This is a genomic window from Streptomyces sp. NPDC047000 (assembly GCF_040644295.1).
Lineage (GTDB): Bacteria > Actinomycetota > Actinomycetes > Streptomycetales > Streptomycetaceae > Streptomyces.
Map to the genome: position 1 here is coordinate 112,909 of NZ_JBEYWE010000018.1, position 19,131 is coordinate 132,039.

At 74.0% G+C, this 19,131-nt stretch carries 15 protein-coding genes; 5 read left to right on the forward strand and 10 right to left on the reverse strand.

The annotated features are described in order from the left end of the window. Positions 1–113 precede the first annotated feature (113 nt). Positions 114–1,061, forward strand: coding sequence for a LysR family transcriptional regulator (locus ABZ862_RS25740; protein ID WP_360962308.1), 948 nt, complete (start codon positions 114–116; stop codon positions 1,059–1,061). Between the two features lie 19 nt (positions 1,062–1,080). Here the strand turns inward: ABZ862_RS25740 and ABZ862_RS25745 are convergent, their stop codons facing one another. From ABZ862_RS25745 to ABZ862_RS25785, 9 genes are all read right to left on the reverse strand, one after another. Continuing rightward, complete coding sequence (locus tag ABZ862_RS25745) at positions 1,081–1,746, reverse strand: spherulation-specific family 4 protein (RefSeq protein ID WP_360962311.1); 666 nt, start codon at positions 1,744–1,746, stop codon at positions 1,081–1,083. Then, positions 1,743–2,657, reverse strand: a complete 915-nt coding sequence (locus ABZ862_RS25750) for an NAD(P)-dependent oxidoreductase (RefSeq protein ID WP_360962314.1) — start codon at positions 2,655–2,657, stop codon at positions 1,743–1,745. Before ABZ862_RS25750 ends, ABZ862_RS25745 begins: the two co-directional genes overlap by 4 nt. An 8-nt stretch (positions 2,658–2,665) precedes the next feature. Then, complete coding sequence (locus tag ABZ862_RS25755) at positions 2,666–3,379, reverse strand: sugar phosphate nucleotidyltransferase (RefSeq protein ID WP_360962317.1); 714 nt, start codon at positions 3,377–3,379, stop codon at positions 2,666–2,668. Positions 3,380–3,420: 41 nt separating this feature from the next. Next, positions 3,421–4,422, reverse strand: coding sequence for a GDP-mannose 4,6-dehydratase (locus ABZ862_RS25760; protein ID WP_360962320.1), 1,002 nt, complete (start codon positions 4,420–4,422; stop codon positions 3,421–3,423). A gap of 130 nt (positions 4,423–4,552) precedes the next feature. Then, positions 4,553–5,965 (reverse strand): hypothetical protein, encoded by a 1,413-nt coding sequence (locus ABZ862_RS25765; RefSeq protein ID WP_360962322.1) that lies wholly within the window; start codon positions 5,963–5,965, stop codon positions 4,553–4,555. Then, positions 5,962–7,503 carry a GT4 family glycosyltransferase PelF gene (pelF, locus tag ABZ862_RS25770; RefSeq protein ID WP_360962324.1) on the reverse strand — a complete coding sequence of 514 codons (1,542 nt, stop codon included), beginning with the start codon at positions 7,501–7,503 and terminating at the stop codon, positions 5,962–5,964. The genes ABZ862_RS25765 and pelF overlap by 4 nt, the downstream gene beginning before the upstream one ends. Before the next feature lie 87 nt (positions 7,504–7,590). Then, on the reverse strand, positions 7,591–8,064 hold the full coding sequence (locus ABZ862_RS25775; RefSeq protein ID WP_360962326.1) for a hypothetical protein: 474 nt from the start codon (positions 8,062–8,064) through the stop codon (positions 7,591–7,593). 237 nt (positions 8,065–8,301) lie between these two features. Further along, entirely contained in the window at positions 8,302–8,640 is a 339-nt protein-coding gene (locus ABZ862_RS25780; RefSeq protein ID WP_360962464.1) for a YkvA family protein, read from the reverse strand. A gap of 137 nt (positions 8,641–8,777) precedes the next feature. Continuing rightward, on the reverse strand, positions 8,778–10,001 hold the full coding sequence (locus ABZ862_RS25785; RefSeq protein ID WP_360962466.1) for a hypothetical protein: 1,224 nt from the start codon (positions 9,999–10,001) through the stop codon (positions 8,778–8,780). 578 nt (positions 10,002–10,579) lie between these two features. On the opposite strand from ABZ862_RS25785, the gene ftsH reads away from it, so the two are divergent. The 3 genes from ftsH to ABZ862_RS25800 all read left to right on the forward strand — a co-directional run bounded on the left by ftsH (position 10,580) and on the right by ABZ862_RS25800 (position 14,897). After that, entirely contained in the window at positions 10,580–12,559 is a 1,980-nt protein-coding gene (ftsH, locus tag ABZ862_RS25790) for an ATP-dependent zinc metalloprotease FtsH (RefSeq protein WP_360962329.1), read from the forward strand. Between the two features lie 349 nt (positions 12,560–12,908). After that, on the forward strand, positions 12,909–14,360 hold the full coding sequence (gene argG, locus ABZ862_RS25795) for an argininosuccinate synthase (RefSeq protein ID WP_360962332.1): 1,452 nt from the start codon (positions 12,909–12,911) through the stop codon (positions 14,358–14,360). Positions 14,361–14,603: 243 nt separating this feature from the next. After that, positions 14,604–14,897: a hypothetical protein gene (locus ABZ862_RS25800; protein WP_360962335.1), complete on the forward strand. Its 294-nt coding sequence runs from the start codon at positions 14,604–14,606 to the stop codon at positions 14,895–14,897. 4 nt (positions 14,898–14,901) lie between these two features. Here the strand turns inward: ABZ862_RS25800 and ABZ862_RS25805 are convergent, their stop codons facing one another. Next, positions 14,902–16,233: a jacalin-like lectin gene (locus ABZ862_RS25805; RefSeq protein WP_360962338.1), complete on the reverse strand. Its 1,332-nt coding sequence runs from the start codon at positions 16,231–16,233 to the stop codon at positions 14,902–14,904. A gap of 252 nt (positions 16,234–16,485) precedes the next feature. Between ABZ862_RS25805 and ABZ862_RS25810 the strand changes: the two genes are divergently transcribed. Beyond that, positions 16,486–19,023 carry a discoidin domain-containing protein gene (locus ABZ862_RS25810; RefSeq protein WP_360962341.1) on the forward strand — a complete coding sequence of 846 codons (2,538 nt, stop codon included), beginning with the start codon at positions 16,486–16,488 and terminating at the stop codon, positions 19,021–19,023. Positions 19,024–19,131: the final 108 nt, after the last annotated feature.

Genomic DNA, 19,131 nt, shown 5'->3' on the forward strand with positions numbered 1-19,131 from the left:
ACACCACAACCCCGCGTTGACCGGGTGCCATCCAAGCGGCCAGGACTCCGCGGCGCAAACAACCGACCTGAATCCCTCTCACAACGCACAGTTGTGGGAATACAGTTGCGCCCATGAATCTCGACGCCGTCCGGACCTTCCTCGCCGTGGTGGACTTGGGCCACTTCCACGAGGCGGCCGTCGACCTGGCGATCACCCAGCAGGCCGTGTCCAAGCGGGTCGCCGCGCTGGAGAAGGAGCTGGGGGTACGGCTGCTGACCCGGGCGCCGGGCGGGGCGAGGCCGACGATCGACGGGCAGGCGTTCCTGCCGCACGCCCGCGCGCTGCTGGAGGCCGAGGAACGGGCGGCGGCCTCCGTACGGCCCGGCCGCCGCGCCCTGCGCGTCGACGTGATCGGGCGGCGCCTCGCACCCGCCGCCCTGCTGCGCGCCTTCCACCGCGCCCGCCCGGACGTGGAACTGGACGTCGTCACCCTCTACGACGCCGAGGCGGCCCTCGCCGCCCTGGGCACCGGCGTCATCGACGCGTCCTTCCGCGCCGTCACCCGCCCCGCGCACCGGCTGCCCGACGGCATCCGCGCGACCCGGGTCCTCGACGAGCCGCTGCAACTGCTCACCGGACCCGGCCATGAACTCGCCGCCGCCCGCACGGTCGCACCCGCCGCGCTCGCCGGGCGGCGGATCTGGATGCCGGGCAACACCGCGGGCACCGAATGGGCGCAGTTCTACGACGAACTCGCCGCCGCGTTCGGGCTCACCATCGACGTGGTGGGCCCGCACTTCGGCACCGAGCCGCTCGTCGACGCCCTCGCCGACTCGGCGGAGCTCGCCACCTTCGTCGGCGAGGGCACCCATCTCCTGTGGCCCGCCTCCTACGACCTGAGACGGATCGGGCTGAGCGAGCCCGTGCCGCTCTATCCGCACTCCCTGATCTGGCACGCCGACAACCCGCACCCGGCGCTCGCCCTGCTCCGCGACCACCTCGCCGCCGCCGCGTCCCGCCACCCGGGCGCGGGCGCGGGCAGGGGCAGTGGCACCTGGACCCCGGACTGGGCCCGCTGACCGCCGCCGGGACCGGCCGTCACAGCTCGGCCATCTCGTCCAGCGCCGGAGTCGGCTCCCGCCACGGGTTGGGCAGTTCACCGGTCACCGGGCCGTACACCGCCGCCCCCCGCTCCCGCGCGGTGCGCACCGCGAGCGGTACCAGCGGTTGCGGGACGCCGTAGACGAGATGGCAGAACCGCTCTGGCGGATGCCGTGCCGTCCAGGCCGGCCGGGTGAACGCCGAGACATACGTCGACCAGTGGCCCTCGAAGGTGACGACCAGGTCGGCGGTGCGCAGATAGCCGGGCGCCGGGTGCACCCCGGGGTTGAGCACCACCGGCGCGGCGCCGAGCCGCCGGATCCGCTTCACCAGCCGCCGGCAGGCCGGCAGTCCGGGCGGCCCCGAGGACACCCGGTCCAGGAAGCAGCCGTCGGCGCCGTACCACTCGCGGTGCCGTTCGACGTCGTCCGCGACCTCCGTCTGCGGCCGCTCCCCATACCCGGTGTCGGCGTACCCGAGGACCCGGCCGCCGGCCTCCCGCACCGCGCGGGCCGCCGCCGCGAACGCCGGGTCCGGCCGGCGGCCCGGCCCGCTCGCCGGGTTGAGGACCACGCCGTAGGCGCGGCGGGCCGCCGTGATCACGCGCAGCCAGGCCCCCGGATCCTCGGCCGGGTGCACGTACAGCGGCACCAGCGCACTCACGGACGGCCGCCGACCGGGTCCCGGAGGCCCGCGGCGGCCCACAGCGCGGCCAGCGAGTCCTCCAGCCCGTGCACCGGCCGCCAGCCCAGCGCCTCCCGTGCCGCCGAGATGTCCGAGCACTGCCACGACACCTCGCCGGAGCGGGCCGAGGCACCGCCGTCCTCCTCGATCCGGCCCCGGAACCCGGCGATCCGCGCGAGCCGGTGCACCAGTTCCCGCACCGGCACGGCACCTCCGCCGCCCACGTTGAGCACCGGCGGCAGCGGCCCGGGAGCGGTGGCCGCCGCCTCCGCCGCCGCGGCGACGTCCCGTACGTCGACGAAGTCGCGGTACGCCGACAGGTCGCCCAGCCGGATCACCGCGCCGGGATCGGACCCCGCCGCGCGCAGCAGGGCGGCGAGCCGGCCCGGCAGCCCGGCGTCCGGCGCGCCGGGACCCACCGGGTTGCCCACCCGCAGCACCACCGCGTCCAGCGCCGAACGGCCCACGGCCACCGTCCCGGCCCACTTGGACTCGCCGTAGGCCGACGCCGGCCGCGCCGGGTCCGGCTCGGCCGCCAGGGTGCCGGGCTCGCCCGGCCCGTACTCGGCGGCCGAGCCGAGATGCACCAGCCGGGCCCGGGGTGCCGCCTGCCGGAGGGCGTCGCACAGGGCCCCGGGCCCGCGGGCGTTGACCGCGTGCAGGACGGCGGGGTCGCCGCCGACGGCCCCGGCGCAGTTGACCACCGCGTCGGGGGCCACCGCGCCGATGCTCTGCGCCAGTCGGGCGGGGGAGTCGGCGGCCAGGTCGGCCCGGACCGGCGCGCCCGCCTCCCGGCCGCCGGTGAACAGCCGGACGCCGGGCCGGGCGCGCAGGCGTGCGGCGACATGGGCGCCCAGATAGCCGGTCGAGCCGAGGACGAGAATGCGCATGACGGCGGTCAGGCCCCCTTGAGCAGCAGCGGCTTGCGGGTGGTGAACTCCGCGTTCGCGCGGTCGTAGTCGTCGGGGCGGCCGATGTCCAGCCAGTATCCGTCGAACTCGTAGGCGTGCGGCGGGTCCTGCGTGCCGAGCAGGTCGAGGACCAGCTCGTCGAAGCCGAGCGGCAGCCCGGGTGTGTAGCCGTCGAGCGTGCTGCGGGAGAGACCGTAGACGCCCATCGACACCCGGTAGTCCATGCTCGGCTTCTCGGTGAAGCCGACGACTCTGCCGACGTCCGTGGTGAGCACGCCGAAGTCGATGCGCACCTGGCGCGCGTAGGTGGCGATGGTCAGCGGGGCGCGGGAGGCGCGGTGCCGGGCGAGGACGTCGCCGAAGTCGAGGTCGGTGAGGACGTCGCCGTTCATCACCAGGAACGACTCGGGCAGCCGCTCCCGCAGGGTGAGCAGCGGGCCCATGGTGCCGAGGGGGCTGTCCTCGGTGGCGTAGTCGACGCGCATGCCCCACCGGCTGCCGTCGCCGACGTAGGCGCGGATGATCTCGCCCAGGTGGCCGATGGCGATGGTGGCGCTGGTGAAGCCGGCGCCGGCGAGCTGGCGCAGCACGATCTCCAGGATGGCGTGCTGGTCGCCGATCGGCACCAGCGGCTTGGGCAGGGCGGTCGTGTAGGGCCGCAGCCGGACGCCCTTGCCTCCGGCGAGGATCACAGCGTGCATGAAGTTCTTCCTTCTGGGGTTCGTACGATGTGCCGGACGGATCAGATGTTGTAGATGCCGGTCTTGTACCGGGCGAGGTGGGCCGGGTCGCGGAAGAAGTCCGCGGTGGCGGCGAGCCCCTGCTCCAGGTCGTGCGCGGGCTCCCACCCGGTCGCGGCACGCAGCCGGGAGGCGTCCGCGACCAGGCGCATCACCTCGGAGTTCGCGGGCCGCAGCCGGGCCGTGTCCTCGCGCACCTCGACGTCGGTGCCCATCACCTTGCCGATCAGCGCGACCAGGTCGCCGACCGAGATCTCGCCGCCGGTACCGGCGTTGAAGGTGCGGCCCACCACGTCGGCGGCGGGCGCGGTGCCCACCGCGAGGAACGCGGCGGCGGTGTCCTTGACGAAGGTGAAGTCCCGGGTGGGCCGCAGATCGCCCAGGGTGATGGCGTGCTCGCCCGCGGCCAGCTGGCCGATCACCGTGGGGATCACCGCGCGCATCGACTGCCGGGGCCCGTAGGTGTTGAACGGCCGCAGCGTCACCACGGGGGTGCCGAAACTGGCGTGGTAGCTGTCGGCGAGACGGTCGCCCCCCGCCTTCGAGGCGGCGTACGGCGACTGGGTGTGGATGGGGTGGTCCTCGGTGATCGGGACGGTCTGCGCGGTGCCGTAGGTCTCGCTGGTGGAGGTGTGCACCAGACGCGGGACGTCCAGCGCGCGGACCGCCTCCAGCACGTTGAGGGTGCCGGTGACGTTGGTGTCGACGTAGCTGTGCGGCGCCCGGTAGGAGTAGGGGATCGCGATGAGGGCCGCCAGGTGGTAGACGCAGTCGGCCCCTTCGGCGAGGCCCCGGACGGAACCGGGGTCGCGGACGTCGCCGAGGACGATCTCGACCTGTTCCAGGACGTCCTGCGGCAGGGTCTCCAGCCAGCCGTAGGAGGAGAAGGAGTTGTACTGGGCCATGGCCCTCACCCGGTGTCCGGAGGCCACCAGGGCCTCGGTCAGATGGGAACCGATGAAGCCCTCGGCTCCGGTGACGGCGGCGAGCGGTGCGCGGGTCAACTCTCTGGTCCTTCCCGTTGATGGTGCGATTGATGGTGTGATGGTGTGAAAAAAGAGGTGGATCGGGGGCGTGACAGGGCCGGGCGGGGTGTGAACGGGTGCGGACGCCGGTGGCCCGAGCGGGTGTGGTTCAGCCGTGTGCGGCGGGGCGTCCCAGGGCCCGCAGCGCACAGAGCGCCAGGCCGGCCGAGGCGGCGCCGCAGCACAGCGACAGGGCGGCGGGGCCGGGCGGGGAATGACGCAGGGACAGCGCCACGGCGGCGACGGCGGCCAGGCCGCACAGCAGCGCGGGCGGCCACGCCACCCCGAACGCCTGGAGCAGCAGCGCCGTCCACAGCGTCGCCGCGAGCAGCAGCACCGGCAGTGGTTCGGCTCCGGTGAGCAGCGCGGCGGGCAGCAGCGGGGCGAGGTACAGGGCCAGACAGAGCGTCAGGACGGCGGTGGTGCGCAGCAGGAAGCCGCGCGGGGTGGCGGTGGCGCGCAACGCCGCGACCGACAGACCGCGGAAGCGGTACAGCAGCCACTCGGCGGGACCCATGCTGACCGTCAGCGCGATCACCGTCCACGGGTGCGGCCGCCCCTCCAGCAGCACCAGCACCCCGGCCGCCAGACCGAACACACCGTACGGCAGCGACCGCAGGGCGGACGGGCGCGCCGCCTCCGGGACGGGGGCCGCGGTGAGCAGCGCCCGGACCGCCCATCCGGCCGCGCCGGCCGCCGCGCACAGCGAGACGAGCGGCAGTGCGATCCGCAGCGGGTCGCCCGGCTGCCACCAGGGCAGTGCCGCCGCACCGGCCGTCACGGGGCCGAGCGCGGCCAGCAGCAGCCACTCCCGGTGCAGCACCAGCAGCACCCCGGCCGCCGCCAGGTAGACCGACTGGCCCGCCGCGAACAGCACGGGCCCGGGCTCGCGGACGAACGCCGCTCCCGCCGCCGTGGCCAGCGCGGCGCCCAGCGGGGCGCCCAGCAGCAGGGTGCGGCCCGCCTCGTGCCGGCCGGCCGCCAGCCGCAGCCCGGCACGGTGGCCCAGCGCCTGGCCCCAGGCCCAGGAGACCAGACCGGAGACGATCAGTGCCCAGGTGCCGTGCCGGCCGGTCTGCCACAGCTGTCCGAGCAGCAGGTACGCGAGACCGGGCAGCGCGAACAGCGCGCCGCGCAGCGCGCACCGCACAGGGTCGGGCCGCCAGGGATCGGCGGGCCGGAGAGGTTCCGGGAAGCTGCGCGGCACCCGCTCGTACAGGGCCGCCGCCAGCGAGAACAGATCGGGATGGCCGTAGCGCTCGCGGATCGCCTCGACGGTGAGGCCCTCCGACTCCAGGAGCGCCGCCACCTCGTACGGATGCACCGCCGGTCCGACCCGGTCCGCGAGCTCGGCGGCCAGCAGGTCCACCGCGTCCTCGCGGGGACCGGCGACACGCAGGGCGAGCGTGTCGCCGTCCTGCCCGGTCCGCCGGAACGCGCGGGTGCGGTCGTCGGCGAGCCGCAGCGACAGTGTGTCGTTCCGGTCGCCGCCGTCCGGTTCCAGTGCCATGGGCCCGCTCATCCGGCCACGCTCCGTAACGCGAGGGTGCCGGCCGGCGCGGCCTGTACCGCCGCACCGAGGTCCGCGCCCCCCGCGGCGGCGGGCGGCACGACCGTGCCCCGTACCGCCAGGTCGAGGTAGATCGCGCGGAACGCGTCGACGGTCTGCCGCAGCGTGAACTGCTCGATCACCCGCAGCCGGGCCGCCTCTCCCATCGCCCGCCGCCGAGCGGTGTCGGCCAGCAGCTCCAGGGCGGCCGCGGCCATCGCGGCCGGATCACGCGGCGGTACGACCAGACCCGTGCCGCCCACCGCCTCCCGTACCCCGCCCACATCGGTGGAGACGGTCGCCCGCCCGCACGACATGGCCTCGATCAGGGTGAACGGGAAGCCCTCGCTGATGCTGGACAGCATCACCACGTTCCCGGCGGCGTAGGCGTCCCGGATGTCGTCGACACGGCCCTCGAAGGTGACGGCGTCACCGTGGCCGAGCCCGGCCGCCAGCGCCTCGCAGCGCTCCCGGTAGGCCTCGCCGCCGCGCGGGGTGCCGCCGAACAGCCGCAGCCGCGCGTCCGGCAGCCGCTCGCGCACCAGCGCGAAGGCGCGGATCAGGGTCTCCAGGTCCTTGATCGGGTCGACCCGGCCCGCCCAGCTCAGCACCGGCCCCTCGGGCTCCGGGCCGGCGGCCGGGAAGGCGGCCGGGTCCACGCCGTTGTAGACGGTGCGGATCAGCGCCGGGTCCGCACCGCCCTGCTCCTCCCAGAGACGGTTGTAGCGGTTGCCCGGCGTGACGAGGGCGGCGCACCTGTAGGTCTCCTCGGCCAGCAGCCGGAAGAAGCCCAGCACCAGCGCCTTGACCGGCCAGCGGTACGGGGCGGTGCGGTAGCCGAGGTAGCGCTCGCGCAGATACACGCCGTGCTCGGTGAGGAGCAGGGGCACACCGTGCCGCCGCAGAGCCGTCAGCCCGGGCAGGACGGCCACACCGCCGCTGACGGCGTGCGCCACCCCGCTCTTCGGCGGGGGAGTGGCCAGCGGGCGCAGGGCGTGCTCCAGGAGGGTCGTCGCGGTGAGCGCGTCGTGCAGCGTCGGCCGGGCCTCGCGCACGACGAGACCGGGACGGTTCCACACGCCGGTGAGGACGCCGAGAGCCCGGTCGCCGCGCAGGAAAGGGCTCAGTCGCCCGTCCGTCGCGGCCGCCGCCAGGCCGTACAGGGCGGCGGGGAAGCCGTCCTCCGCGCACGGGTCCAGCAGGGCGGTGACGAACTGCTCGTACGTCGCGGTGAGCCGCCGCTCCGCGCGGCCGGTGACCGGCCGGCCCGCGGGGGCGGGACCCCACATGGGGGCGGAGACGACCCGGGAGACCTGCGCGGGCAGGTCCCACACGAGGGGTTCCCGGCCGGTGCCGGTGACCGCGATGACGTCGAAGCCGATGTCGGGCATGCCGGAGACGAGCTGGTCGCACCACACGCTCACGCCGCCGTGGCTGTGTGGGTAGGTTCCTTCGGTGAGCAGGGTGACGCGCGTTGCGCCGGGACGGCGCGCGCCGTGGAGAACGTGCATGGGTGTTGTCCACCGCCGAGTTAGTGGGGAGGCTTCCGGTCCCGGCCGCAAAGGGGCGGCCCGGATCCGTGCGGGGTGGCGGAGCGGTCAGCTCCGCGGGGCGTACGGCACCTCGCGGGCGGTCCCCGCGGTCGCGGCCGGCACCGCCGCGCCGGCCGCCGACGACGGCACGGTCGCCGGGACCGACAGGCCCGCCGGGGCCCCGACGGGCGCCGCGGAGCCGATCCGGTGGGCGGTCACCTGACCGGCGTCCGGCGCGGCCTGCCGGGCACCGCGGCGCCGGAGTCCGGTGCCGGTGTCCTTCGTCCGCGGGTTCGCCCCGGGGGCGACCGGGTACCGCGGCCCCGCCACCGGCCCGAGGCCGATCCCGGTGTACGGCGTGCCGGACGTCCTCGGGCCGGCGGCGATCCCGGCCGTGGCCGGTCCGCCGTCGCCGGCGGCCGGGACCCGTGAGCCGGTACGGGGCGTGGCGTCGTCGGCGTGGGCCGCACCGGCCGGCAGGGCCGGCGAGGCGAGCAGCGCGCCGGCCGGGCACAGGGTCGTGCGTATGGTCCGCTTCATGCGGTGAAGTCCCTCCCCAGGGCGGGCGGGCATCGCTCCGCCACGGACCGACCCCACCCCGGCGTGGGCGCCGCCACCCCCCTCAGGCGGGGTCACCCACATCCGACCTGTCACATGGTGGTACTTCTGTGCGGCTTTTGTGTACGTACCGCGAGACATGACGGAAAAGTATGCGTATTCAACGACCCCTGTCTGCCGTCTGAGAGATCGGGAGCGGGTTTGGCCGAGGAGCGATCATCACGGGTGCCGGCCGGTGCCCGGGGACTTCTCCGTCCGCCGCCGTACCGCGGACGGCACGATGTCCGGGCTTCCCGCCGGGAGGGCGGCCCGCATGCTCCGCAGGGCGAGCAGCAGCACACCGATGTCGTCCAGGTAGACCGGGTCGGGCAGCAGGTCGGTGGGCAGGACCAGGTAGACGACCGCGCCCCAGAACACCCAGCGCGACCCCGCCGGCAGTCCCGCCCGCTCCAGTGACCGGCGGGTGCGGACCAGCCGTACCAGGAGCCGGACGGCCACGCCGAGCAGCACCGCCGCCAGAACGGCCGCCACGACGATCGCGGTCCAGGTGATGTCCATGCCGTCCATGCGACCTCCGTGGTCCGAGGGATGTGCGGGGCCGTCCCCGCCTCCTTCCCGCACTCCCCGCCTTCCCGCTCCGGGCCGCCGTATCGCGGACCGTGCGCGGGGTGAGGGGGGTGCGGTACCGGGGACGGTCAGGCCCCGGCGTCCGGTTCCTGGCCGGGAAGCCCGGGGGAGGACGCGGGCGGAGCGGGGGCGGGAGGGGGCGCCGGAGCCGGGGGCGGGACGGACGCGTCCGGTACCTGTTCCGCCGCCCCCGGCTGCTCGGCAGCCGTCCCCGGGCGGAGGCCCAGCGCGGAGCCGCGGAACCGTTCCAGCGTGCGGGTCAGCGTCCGGAACGGTGACGCCGGGGGCTCCTCGGGCCGCTGCGGCTCCTTCTCGGGCAGGGTGAACCCGGCCTCCCGGTAGGCGGCCAGCGCCTCGTCGGCCCGCTCGGCGGCCTCCCGGTACAGGTCCCTGGACTTGGTCATGGCCTCCAGGGCGTCGGCGTACATCGCCACCAGCCGCCGTTCCCGGGCCAGTTCCTCCTCGACGGTCAGCAGCGTCCAGTGGTGGCGCAGATCGGCCAGTGCCGCCGCCGCGTCGTCCGGGAGCTGTCGGGGCAGGTCGGCGAACCCGCCCACCGCGGTGACGAGTTCGAACGGTTCCGAGCCGTCCAGGAACACGCTGCGCACCGAGTGCGCGGCGCTCTCGTAGCCCGCCGGGGGCGGCACCGTGGGCAGCACGACCGCCCCGCCGCGCGGCACCTCGACATCCAGGGGACGCAACGCCCAGTTGAGAGAACGCAGTTGCTGCGGGGCGGCGCGGTGCTCGACCACCCGGTGCCGCAGTCCCGGCGGGAACATCTCCGTCAGCGGGCGCTGTCCGCGCGCGTCCGGGGTCATCGCCTCGTGGACGACGACATGGATGCCCCAGCCGTCCCGGGCGCAGTCGCGGAACAGCCGCCGTATCTCCTTGTCGTCCTCGGGCAGCGGGTTGACCGCGCAGAACCGCAGCTCGGGCAGCTCATGGTGGTGGTCCCAGCCGGCGCCGGGGGAGACGGCCGGGTCCGGCCAGAACATCGTGGCGGGCGACGGCCACCCGTGCCGCCACAGCCGTTCCGCCTCCGCGACCAGGGTCCACGGCCGGCCGGCGAGCGGGTCGTCCGGCGGCGCGAGCGTGAGCCGGGCCCGCACCGTGACGTCGCCGGGCACCCGCCAGCGTGCCTCGAACACCCGGACGGGGCCGCCCCCGTCCGGACCGGGCTCGGCGAAACCGTCGAGGACACCGCTTTCCGTGAGCCGCCGGAGGTTGTCCCGCAGGACGTCCTCGACCGAGGGGCCGGGCGGCCCGATGTGGCGGCCGCGCGTCAGCCAGATCGTCCTGGGGCTGGTGTCGGGGCCGGTGTGAGGGTCCGCAGGGTGGCCGGTGGGGTGGCCCGTGCTGTGCGTGGGGTCGAGAGGGGAGTTCGCCATGAGCCGATCTGCCGGAGGGAAGAGGATCAGCTTCCCAGTATCCCCGCCCGGCGCGCGCGGGACACGGTCCGGGTGCACGAAACGGCGGGCGCCGTGCCGCCGGGACGGTGCGCGCGGGGCGCGGCCGGTGGCGTACCGGTGTGCGGTCGTATCGTGACGGCCCCGCCCCCGCGACCCTTCACACCCCGTGCGCCCGTCGCGCCCGGGGGGTGCGCGGCGCACTCCTGACGGCGCCGTTCACCCGTGTACCCGGTATGCCGCCGTCCGCAGAATGGGGCCGGGGAACGGGGCCCGCCCACCATCCGCATCGGGGCGGACCCCGTTCGCTCGACCACCGCGGTGTCCGGGAGGGACACCGGCGGGCCGGGCGGGCCGGGTGGCCCCGGCAGGAGGACGACCGGCCCCTACCGGACACCCGCGGCCGGTGGTGACGGTGGAAGCGGCAGCGCGCGCCGCGTCCCTCCGCACCGTTCGGAGTCCGCATGAGCAAGAAGGCCACGTCACCGCCCCCGGGCGACCGGCCGGTCCCGACCGCGCCGCCGCCCCCGCCCGCCTGGCGGCACTGGCTCTGGCCGCTGGCGCTGATCCTCGCCGCCGGACTGTGGATCGTGCTGCCCGGGACCCACTTCAACGAGACGGCCAGGACCGGCGTCACCTACTCGACGTTCCTCACCGACGTCGACGGCGGCAGGGTCAAGGCCGTCACCATCAAGTCCGACGGGAACGTCACCGGCACCTTCAGGAACGGCGACGGCTTCACCACCGTCGTCCCCGTCCAGCTCGCCGGCGACCAGCTGCTCAACCGCCTGGAGCGGCACAAGGTGACCGTGTCCGCCACGCCGCCCTCCACCTCGCCCTCCGCCGGCTCCCAGCTGATCTCCTGGATCCTGCTGCTCGCGCCGTTCCTGGTGATCGTCTGGTTCTGGCGCAGACTGTCCCGGGGCGCCGCGGGCCCGGTGCAGGGCATGCTCGGCGGGGTCGGCAAGGCCAGGGCGAAGGTCTTCGACGCCGAGCGCCCGGAGACCACCTTCGCCGACGTCGCCGGGTACGAGGGCGCCAAGGCGGAGATCGCCGAGGTCGTCGACTTCCTGCGGCGCCCCGAGCGCTACCGCAGGGCCGGGGCCATGGCGCCGCGCGGTGTGCTGATGGTCGGCCCGCCCGGCACCGGCAAGACCCTGCTCGCCCGTGCGGTGGCCGGCGAGGCCGAGGTGCCGTTCCTGTCCGTGGCCGGGTCCAGTTTCGTCGAGATGTACGTCGGTGTCGGCGCCGCCCGGGTCCGGGACCTGTTCGCCGAGGCCCGCAAACGGGCACCCGCCATCGTCTTCGTCGACGAGATCGACGCGCTCGGCGGCCGGCGCGCCGCCGCCGGGCAGATCGTCTCCAACGACGAACGCGAGCAGACCCTCAACCAGCTGCTCTCCGAGATGGACGGCTTCGAGGCGGCCGAAGGCATCGTGGTGCTGGCCGCCACCAACCGGCCCGAGGTCCTCGACCCCGCCCTGCTGCGCCCGGGCCGCTTCGACCGCCAGGTGACCATCCCGCTGCCCACGCTCGCCGAACGCGCCGCGATCCTCGCCGTGCACTGCAAGGACAAACGCCTCGACGCCGGCACCGACCTGGCCGTCGTGGCCCGCGGCACCCCCGGCTTCTCCGGCGCGGACCTCGCCAACCTCGCCAACGAGGCCGCCATCTTCGCCGTGCGCGAGGACCGCGAGGTGCTCACCGCGGCCGACTTCGGCGCCGCCCGCGACCGGATCCTGCTGGGCCGCCGCGAGGGCTCCAACGTGCTGCTGCCCGCCGAGAAGGAGGCCGTCGCCGTCCATGAGGCCGGGCACGCCCTGGTCGCCGCGCTCTCCCCGAGCGCGGACCCGGTCGCCAAGGTCACCATCCTGCCCGCCGGACAGGCCCTCGGCGCCACCGAGCAGCTCCCGCTGGTCGAACGGCATCTGTACGGCGAGGACCACCTCGTCCAGACCCTGGCGGTACGGCTCGGCGGGCGGGCGGCGGAACTCGTCGTGCTCGGCCAGGGCTCCACGGGCGCCGCCAACGACCTCGCCGGTGCGACGGAGCTGGCCACCAGGATGGTCCGCGAGTTCGGCCTCTCCCCGGCCCTCGGCCCGGTCGGGTATCCGCAGGGCGGGTCGGTCTTCCTGGGCGGCGGCGGGGCCGCCATGAGCAGCCGCCCCTTCGCCGAGGCCACCCAGGCCGCCATCGACGCGGAGGTGGCCCGGCTGCTGCGCGAGGCGGAACGCCGGGCCGTCGACCTGCTCACCGGGCACCGCGCGCACCTCGACCGGCTGACCCGGCTGCTGCTCAGGGAGGAGACCGTGGACGGCTCGGTGGTCTACGGCATCCTCGGCGCCGACGCCCCGCGGGCACGCCCCGCCGGAGAGACGATCGCACCCCACCGGGTCACCGTCACGAAGGACGCCGCCCACCGCCCCGGACCCGCGGCGGCCTGACCCCGCGCACGGACAGGCCCCGCACCGAGGGATCGGTACGGGGCCTGCGCGATGCTGCGGTGCCGGGTCCCGGCCCTCGTACGGCCGGGCCCGGCAACGGGCGGGCGCCGGGGTGGATCGCATCGCGGCGCCGTGCCCACAGTCAACCCGAGCGGCACGGCGGCCGGGAGGGCCGTAGGTCCCGCGCACCGTTCCGAGGGGCCCTGCCGCAGGTCCCCCGTTCCCTCGCCCTCACGCCGTCGCCGCGCGTCCGCCGTCACGGGCGGGACCCCCGCGCGTTCACCCGGTGCGGGGGTGTGTGACGTACCGCGCTTGCATGACCATGCAGTGGTCTGCATATACTTAACCCATGTCCAAGGTGCTTACCTCCCTCCCTGTCGGCGAACGCGTCGGAATCGCCTTCTCCGGCGGACTCGACACGTCGGTTGCTGTCGCGTGGATGCGCGAGAAGGGTGCGGTCCCCTGCACCTACACGGCTGATCTGGGCCAGTACGACGAACCCGACATCGCCTCCGTGCCCGGCCGCGCCCAGGTGTACGGCGCCGAGATCGCGCGGCTCGTCGACTGCCGGGCGGCGCTGGTGGAGGAGGGGTTCGCGGCCATCGCCTGCGGCGCGTTCCACATCCGCTCCGGCGGCCGGACGTACTTCAACACCACCCCGCTCGGCCGCGCCGTCACCGGCACCCTGCTGGTGCGCGCGATGCTCGACGACCAGGTCCTGATCTGGGGCGACGGTTCCACCTACAAGGGCAACGACATCGAGCGGTTCTACCGCTACGGTCTGCTCGCCAACCCCGCCCTCAGGATCTACAAGCCGTGGCTGGACGCCGACTTCGTGGGCGAGCTCGGCGGCCGCCACGAGATGTCCGAGTGGCTCACCGCCCGTGACCTGCCCTACCGGCACAGCACCGAGAAGGCGTACTCCACCGACGCCAACATCTGGGGCGCCACCCACGAGGCCAAGTCGCTGGAGCACCTCGACGCCGGCATCGAGATCGTGGACCCGATCATGGGCGTCCGGTTCTGGGACCCCGAGGTCGAGATCGCCACCGAGGACGTCACCATCGGCTTCGAGCAGGGCCGCCCGGTGACCATCGACGGCAAGGAGTTCGCCTCCGCCGTCGACCTGGTCCTGGAGGCCAACGCCATCGGCGGCCGGCACGGCATGGGCATGTGCGACCAGATCGAGAACCGGGTCATCGAGGCCAAGAGCCGCGGCATCTACGAGGCCCCCGGCATGGCGCTGCTGCACGCGGCGTACGAGCGGCTCGTCAACGCCATCCACAACGAGGACACCCTCGCCAGCTACCACACCGACGGCCGCCGCCTCGGCCGGCTGCTCTACGAGGGCCGCTGGCTGGACCCGCAGTCGCTGATGCTCCGTGAGGCGCTGCAGCGCTGGGTGGGCTCCGCGGTCACCGGCGAGGTCACCCTGCGGCTGCGCCGCGGCGACGACTACTCGATCATGGACACCACCGGCCCGGCGTTCAGCTACCACCCGGACAAGCTCTCCATGGAGCGCACCGAGGACTCCGCCTTCGGCCCCGTCGACCGCATCGGCCAGCTGACCATGCGCAACCTCGACATCGCCGACTCCCGCGCCAAGCTGGAGCAGTACGCGCGGCTCGGCATGGTCGGCGGCAGCCCCGACCCGCGTCTCATCGGTGCGGCGCAGGCCGCCTCGACCGGGCTGATCGGCTCGATGGCCGAGGGCGGCGCCGAGGCGATCGCCTCCCGCGGCGAGGTCACCGAGGGCGACGAGTTCCTGGACCACGCGGCGCTGGAGTCCGGCACGGACTGACGAGCCTTTGGGAGCCCCTCCACGGTCCTGTTCCGCACGGCCCCGCACTGCGCGGGACCGTGCGGAACAGGACCGTCCGTGCGTACCGCGGCCCGTGGTCCCGCCGCCGGACGTACCCGGAGCACGGTGGCGACAGGGCCGCCGGATGTGCCCCGGGCGGGGTCCGGTGCCGGGACCGGTCGGCCCTGTTCCCGTCCGGCGGCCGGGCGCAGGGTGGAGGGAAACCGAGCGGAGGAGGCCGCCATGACACCCACCGAGTCGCTGGCGCACGGCCTCGTCGACGAGTTCTTCGCGGAGTTCCGGCCCCGGCACGACAAGGCCGAGGCCCGCTGGCGGGACAAGGGCGAGCTCGACCGGGTCACCGTGAGCCAGCTGCGTCTGTGGGCCGCCAACCGGGCGCTCGCGGCCCTCACCCCCGGAAGCCCCTCGGAGGCGAGGGCACGCACCCGGAACGAACGGCAGCTGCTGGGCCGCTGGCTGACCGAGAACAACCACCGGGGCCTGGACCGCGCCGGGCTCGGCGGCCCCGAGCAGTGACGGGTCAGCGCCGGGTGTAGATGAGACCGATCTTGTCGACCTCGTCCCCGGCCCGCCCGTGGAATCCGGCGAGCTGCCACCCCGACGGGGCGGTGCGGGTGACGCAGTCGGACGTCGCGGTGCCGCCGGCGAGGCCGCGCCCCAGACTGGTCGTGAAACCGGCGTAGAAGATCCGGGTGTGGCCGTCCTTCACCCCCTCGCACAGCCGTACGGACGTCAGGTACTCGCCGCTCGCCAGCGTCAGGGACGCCGCCGTGCCGCCGGTCCCGCCGTGGGTGAGCACGGTGCCGTTCGCCAGGGTCAGGCCCAGCTGGTCGACGCGGGCCCCGCCGCGCAGCGAGACGGCGGTGACCCGGGCGCCGTCGGGGACGCTGTCGATGTCGTCGAAGTAGTCGCCGTGCGGGCCGCCGAACTGGTCGCTGAACTGGAAGGCGGGGTTGCGCGACCAGGCGAGGTCGACGGTGACCGGGTCGTGGTCGGAGAGCATGAGACCGTCGTCCGTGAGGAACTTCGCGTGCTCGTTGTTGTAGTACGTGGCGTTCAGTGAGACGAGTCTGCTGCCGCGGTAGAGGACCTTGTCGACGACCTCGCAGGCGTTGGTGACCGCGCTCTCGTCGCAGACCAGCGCGTCGCTGCCCTGGGCGGGCGCGCTGCCGCCCCGGACGAGCCGTACCCAGGCGTCCGTCAGGCCGTTGGCCGCGGCGAACCCGGCGATGGTGTCGCCGGTGCGGGTGTAGCGGGTGTTGGTGTCGCCCATCACCACGACCGCGTTGCCCGCGGAGTGCGTCGCGATGAAGCCGCTCAGCTGGCTGAGGTTGTCGGCGCGGGCGGCCAGGTCGCCGTCGCTGGTACCGGCGTTGGTGTGCACGTTGTAGAAGTCCACGTAGACGCCCTCGGCGAGCCGCTCCCGCATGAACGTGAAGCCCTTGGGCGTCAGGCAGTCACCCGAGTCGTACTGGCACGCGTTCCAGTGCACCCGCTCGAAGTCGTCGGTGTCGTACGGGAGGTCCGACAGCGTGTTGAGCCCGCTGCCGATTCCGGCTCCGCCGCTGGTGGGGGTGCGGTAGGGGTGGGAGTCGGCCGCGTAGAGGTTGGCGTGGTAGTTGAAGTCCTCCTGGACATGGACGATGTCGTACGGCCCGAGCCGCCCCCCGAGGGCGGTGGTCGCGGTGTCCCGGGGGGTCGGGGCGCTGGAGAGGCCCTCGGGGAGCCCTGCCACGTTGTAGCTGAGCACGCTGAACGTGCCCGAGTCGGCCGCGGCGGCGCCGGGGGCGCCGGCGACGAGCCCGCCGAGGGCGGCGGCGGCCGCTGCCAGGCAGGCGAGGAGTCTGCGCATGAGGTCTCCTGGGGTGACGGATGCGGGTGTGAGCCGGACACGGGTGCGAGCGGGATGAGCCGGACGAACCGTGAGATGCCGTAGAGCGTGATGCGAGCATGACAGAACTGACGGTCGGTCATCTGAAGATTGCGTGTCCCGGGACTTGCCGGGCGTAAGTCCTTATCAGTTAAATCAAGGTGTGAACTAAGCCGGGGATCCGGCCGGTTCATGTTCCCGCACGCCACCCCACAACCCGCAGGGACACATGGCATGAGACTCAGACACCTGGGCGTCGCGTTCGCCGCGACGGCGGCCCTGGTCACGCTCCCCGCACAACACGCCGCCACCGCGGCCGCCTCGCCGCTGTCGCAGGGCAGACAGGCCACCGCGTCGTCGACCGAGAACGCCGGCACCCCGGCCTCCGCCGCCGTGGACGGCGACACCGCGACGCGCTGGTCGTCCGCCGCGAGCGACGACCAGTGGCTCCAGGTCGACCTCGGCGCCACCGCCACCGTCACCCAGGTGGTCCTCGACTGGGAGACCGCGTACGGCAAGGACTACAAGATCCAGCTGTCGGCGGACGGCAGCACCTGGAACGACGCGAAGACCGTCACCGGCGGCGACGGCGGCACCGACACCCTGGACGTCTCCGGGCAGGGCCGCTACGTCCGGCTGCAGGGCGTGCACCGCGCCACCCAATGGGGCTATTCCCTCTGGGAGTTCCAGGTCTTCGGCACCACCGGCTCCACCCCCGCCTCCTGCGACCCGGCCGATGCCGCCAAGGGCCGCCCGGCGACCGCCTCCTCCACCGAGAACGCCGGCACCCCGGCCTCCGCCGCCTTCGACGGCGACAGCGGCACCCGCTGGTCCAGCCAGGCGTCCGACCCGCAGTGGGTCCAGGTCGACCTCGGCTCCGTCAAGGACCTGTGCGGCGTGGACCTGAACTGGGAGGCCGCGTACGGCAAGGACTTCCAGATCCAGTCCTCCTCCGACGGCAGCACCTGGAGCACGCTGAAGAGCGTCACCGGCGCGACCGGCGGCACCGCCTCCTACGACGTCTCCGGCTCCGGCCGCTATCTGCGGATCAACGGCACCGCCCGCGGCACCGTCTACGGCTACTCGCTCTGGGAGGTCGCGGTGCACACCGGGACCACCACCACCGGACCCGTCCAGGGCGGCGGCGACCTCGGCCCGAACGTCATCGTCGTGGACCCCTCGACGGCGAACCTCCAGCAGAAGTTCGACGACGTCTTCGCCCAGCAGGAATCGGCCCAGTTCGGCTCCGGCCGCTACCAGTTCCTGCTCAAGCCGGGCACGTACAACAACATCAACGCCCAACTCGGCTTCTACACCTCGATCTCCGGACTCGGCATGAACCCCGACGACGTCCGGATCAACGGTGACATCACCGTCGACGCGGGCTGGTTCAACGGCAACGCCACGCAGAACTTCTGGCGTTCGGCGGAGAACCTCTCCCTGAACCCGGTCAGCGGCACCGACCGCTGGGCCGTCGCCCAGGCCGCGCCGTTCCGCCGGATCCACGTCACCGGCGGACTCAACCTCGCACCCGCCGGCTACGGCTGGGCCTCCGGCGGCTACATCGCCGACTCGAAGATCGACGGCACCGTCGGCCCGTACTCCCAGCAGCAGTGGTACACCCGCGACAGCTCCGTCGGCGGCTGGACCAACGGCGTGTGGAACATGACGTTCACCGGTGTCCAGGGCGCCCCCGCCACCAACTTCGACAGCGGCCCGTACACCACGCTCGACACCACCCCGGTCTCCCGCGAGAAGCCGTTCCTCTACCTGGACGGCAGCGACTACAAGGTGTTCGTGCCCGCCAAGCGCACCGACGCGCGCGGCGTCTCCTGGCCCGCGAACGCCGGCACCTCGCTCCCGCTCAGCCAGTTCTACGTCGTCAGGCCCGGCGCTACCGCCACCACCATCAACGCCGCGCTCGCCCAGGGTCTCAACCTGCTGTTCACCCCCGGCGTCTACCACCTGGACCGCACCATCGAGGTGACCCGGCCCGACACCGTGGTGCTCGGCCTCGGCCTCGCCACCCTGGTCCCGGACGGCGGCGTGGACGCGATGCACGTCGCGGACGTCGACGGCGTACGGCTGGCCGGCTTCCTCATCGACGCCGGAGCCGCCAACTCCGACACCCTGCTCCAGATCGGCCCGGCCGGCGCGAGCGCCGACCACTCCGCCGACCCGACCACCATGCAGGACGTCTTCGTGCGGATCGGCGGCGCGGGCCCCGGCCTCGCCACCAACTCCGTCGTGGTCAACAGCGACGACGTCGTCATCGACCACACCTGGCTGTGGCGCGCCGACCACGGCGACGGCGTCGGCTGGGACACCAACCGCGCCGACTACGGCCTCAAGGTCAACGGCGACGACGTCCTCGCCACCGGTCTGTTCGTGGAGCACTTCAACAAGTACGACGTGCTGTGGAGCGGCGAACGCGGCCGGACGATCTTCTTCCAGAACGAGAAGGCGTACGACGCCCCGAACGCCGCCGCCATCACCCACGACGGCATCACCGGCTGGGCCGCCTACAAGGTCGCCGACACCGTGACCACCCACGAGGCGTGGGGCCTGGGCAGTTACTGCAACTACACGTCCGACCCGTCGATCGTGCAGGCCCACGGCTTCCAGGTGCCCGTGAAGTCCGGCATCAAGATGCACGACCTGCTGGTGATCTCCCTCGGCGGCAAGGGCCAGTACGCCCATGTCGTCAACACCACCGGCGCACCCACCTCGGGCACCGACACCGTCCCGTCGAAGGTCACGCTCTATCCGTGACCCGAGCGCTCACCGGGCCGGGACCCCGCGGGGTCCCGGCCCGGCGGCGGGGCGGCGGCGGCCCCGGGGCCGGGCGGCGCCGCCCCCGCGCCCCCCGGGGCGGGCACC